The organism is Flavobacterium sp., assembly GCF_043773265.1.
GTDB lineage: Bacteria > Bacteroidota > Bacteroidia > Flavobacteriales > Flavobacteriaceae > Flavobacterium.
The window spans coordinates 1-2,609 of sequence record NZ_JAYVFH010000225.1 but is presented as its reverse complement, the minus strand read 5'-3'; the positions used below and the strand labels follow the sequence as shown (position 1 = coordinate 2,609).

The following is a 2,609-nucleotide window of genomic DNA, read 5'->3' as shown; positions in this document are numbered from 1 at the left end:
ACGAATATTGCGCTTTTCCAATTTCCAAAACCGAAGCATCATTAGAAGTAACTTTTTGAATTAAAGCCAACGCATTTTCACCACTAATTAAAAATTCACCCATATGCGAAACGTCAAAAACCCCAACACCACTGCGCACAATCTCGTGTTCAGCGTTCACACCTTCATAGGAAACTGGCATATTGTAACCTGCAAACGGAACCATTTTTGCACCCAAACTTTCGTGAATATGAGATAAAGCTGTATTTTTCATTGTAAAATAATTAGTTTTTTCAAGTCGCTAAAGTAACTAAAAAATATAAATTTTTGTGCAATAATTTGAAGCTTTTTCCAGCTATACATTTCAAGTTTACTTGTAAAAATCTTTTTTTCTAAACTTTAAAAAGAGCTTCCGTTGGTCGCTTTTTTAAAGTAAGAAAAAATAGAATTTTCCTTCGCAAAGCTTTCCATTTTTATCTGGGCTAGGGCAACAGTGCTAAAAATAAGGTTTGGTAATTCCATTAAAATTCCATAATTTTAAAAAACTAATCTATTACAAAATGCAAATTCCTAAAAAAATTTTTAAAACAGAAATTCTAGAAATTTACAAACCAATTCCAGCCAACTCACACAAAGGAATTCAAGGTCATGCACTTATAATTGGTGGAAGTTATGGCAAAATTGGTTCAGTTTGTTTGTCAAGTAAAGCTGCAATAAAATCGGGTTGTGGTTTAGTGACTGCTTTTATTCCAAAATGTGGTTATACTATTATGCAAACAGTAATTCCAGAAGTTATGGTTTTGACAGATGTAAATGAAAATTTTGTAACCAAAATAGATTTTAATTTTATACCAAATGCCATCGGAATCGGAATCGGAATTGGTCAAGAAATGGAAACCCAAAATGCCGTTCATCAATTACTTTTCGACAATAAAACACCAATGGTTATTGATGCCGATGCATTAAATATTTTGGCGTTAAATCCAGCTTGGCTTTCACTTTTGCAACCCAAAACTATTTTAACACCACATCTAAAAGAACTAGAAAGACTACTAGGAAAATGGAATTCAAAAGATGAAAAATTCGCAAAAGCTGTAGAATTTTCCAAAAAATTCAATGTAATAATTGTAATAAAAGGTGCGCCAACTCACATTATATTTGAAGAAAAAATATACCAAAACACAACAGGAAATCAAGCTTTGGCAACAGCAGGAAGTGGCGATGTTCTTACCGGAATCATTACAAGTTTGCTAGCACAAAGTTACGAACCAATAAACGCAGCAATTCTTGGCGTTTATCTTCACGGATTAACAGCTGATATTGCTTTGCTAGAAACTGGTTATCAATCGTTTATTGCTTCAGATAGTATTAATTATTTGGGAAAAGCTTTTTTAACTTTGGAAAATTAATAAGTTTAATTAGATTTTATTTTCTAGTAAAGTCGCAAAGTTTAGCATTAATTTCTAGGGACTTTGCGTCTTTGCGAGAAATAATTTAATTAAGAAAATTATCTACTCAACATCATTTTTAGTATAATTATCTCTAATTTTTTGTTGATCCAAAATAGTTTTCAAAAAAGCTGTACTTTGTTTTTCAACTTCAGCTTCAGAAATATTCAATGCTTTAGGATTTTGAACTAATTGCAACCAAGGTTTTGGCGCATCAAAATCATAACTTCCAAAAACTACAACTGGCGTTCCTTTAACTAGAACTGTTTCTTTGTCTTCAAGAATCCATTGATCTGCCCAATTATAAAGAAATTTGGCATCTTTTTCTAACAATCGTAAACAAGAATGCGATGCAGGATAACCGGGTAATTCATATTCGTGAAACCCAACGCCTAATTTATTTTCGATGTTAAAGTTCCATTTTAAATCCCATTCGTCATTAAAAGTGCTTGTAGTTTCTTCGGCTTTCCAATTGGTAAAAAATAAACCTGTTGGCGTTTTATCTTTTTTTCTTCCCATATTTGTTGGTCCAGAATAAGTTAAAATTCCGTTTTCATACGCTGCAAAAGTTTGCGTTGGATAGGAAAAAATTAATATTTTAGAAACATCTTTTAAATAATTAACCTTCAATGGAAATGGTAAATAGAAAACTTTATCGCCAGTAAAATCAGTCGGAATTAAAATAGAATCCATTTTAACAAGATTCTTTGCATCAGTTCTATTTACTGCTGTTACTAATTCTAGTTTTGTAACATCTGTTGCATTATCTTTTAGCCAAAGTTTTGCATTTTGCATTGTGTACGAAACCAATTTGGGTTTATTGCGAATAACTTCTTTTTCTGGAATTGGGCTTTCGCTTTGTTTGCAAGAAATTAAAGATAAGAAAGAGAGAATTAGAAACGTTGATTTCATTATTTAAGTTTTTTGTAAAAGTCAACATTTAGACTATTTTTACTTTTACATAATTTCTTAAATAAGTTGTTTAACTTACATATTTAAATAGTTTTTTAAATCACTATAATTTTTAATTTTAATGCTAACTTTATCTTTGTTTAAAACACTTTCAATCTGTTTTGGAATTTCTAATTTTATATTTAAAACTGGTTCAACAACATCTAAAAATTTAATTGGATGCGCAGTTTCTAAGAAAAAACCAATTGCATCATTGTAATTTTGAAGTTC

2 protein-coding genes and 2 pseudogenes are annotated in these 2,609 nt (G+C 30.4%); 1 reads left to right on the top strand and 3 read right to left on the bottom strand.

Going from position 1 to position 2,609, the window contains the following annotated elements:
- A pseudogene (locus tag ACH2BO_RS11865) lies at nucleotides 1–253 on the bottom strand (glycine cleavage system aminomethyltransferase GcvT); the annotation flags it as partial.
- 286 nt (nucleotides 254–539) lie between these two features.
- Here ACH2BO_RS11865 and ACH2BO_RS11860 point away from each other — a divergent pair.
- Complete coding sequence (locus ACH2BO_RS11860) at nucleotides 540–1,388, top strand: NAD(P)H-hydrate dehydratase (protein WP_395044946.1); 849 nt, start codon at nucleotides 540–542, stop codon at nucleotides 1,386–1,388.
- Between the two features lie 102 nt (nucleotides 1,389–1,490).
- Here ACH2BO_RS11860 and ACH2BO_RS11855 read toward each other — a convergent pair whose 3' ends face one another.
- Both ACH2BO_RS11855 and ACH2BO_RS11850 read right to left on the bottom strand, forming a co-directional pair.
- Complete coding sequence (locus ACH2BO_RS11855) at nucleotides 1,491–2,339, bottom strand: L,D-transpeptidase (protein ID WP_395044945.1); 849 nt, start codon at nucleotides 2,337–2,339, stop codon at nucleotides 1,491–1,493.
- A 75-nt stretch (nucleotides 2,340–2,414) separates the two neighbouring features.
- A pseudogene (locus ACH2BO_RS11850) lies at nucleotides 2,415–2,609 on the bottom strand (threonine synthase); the annotation flags it as partial.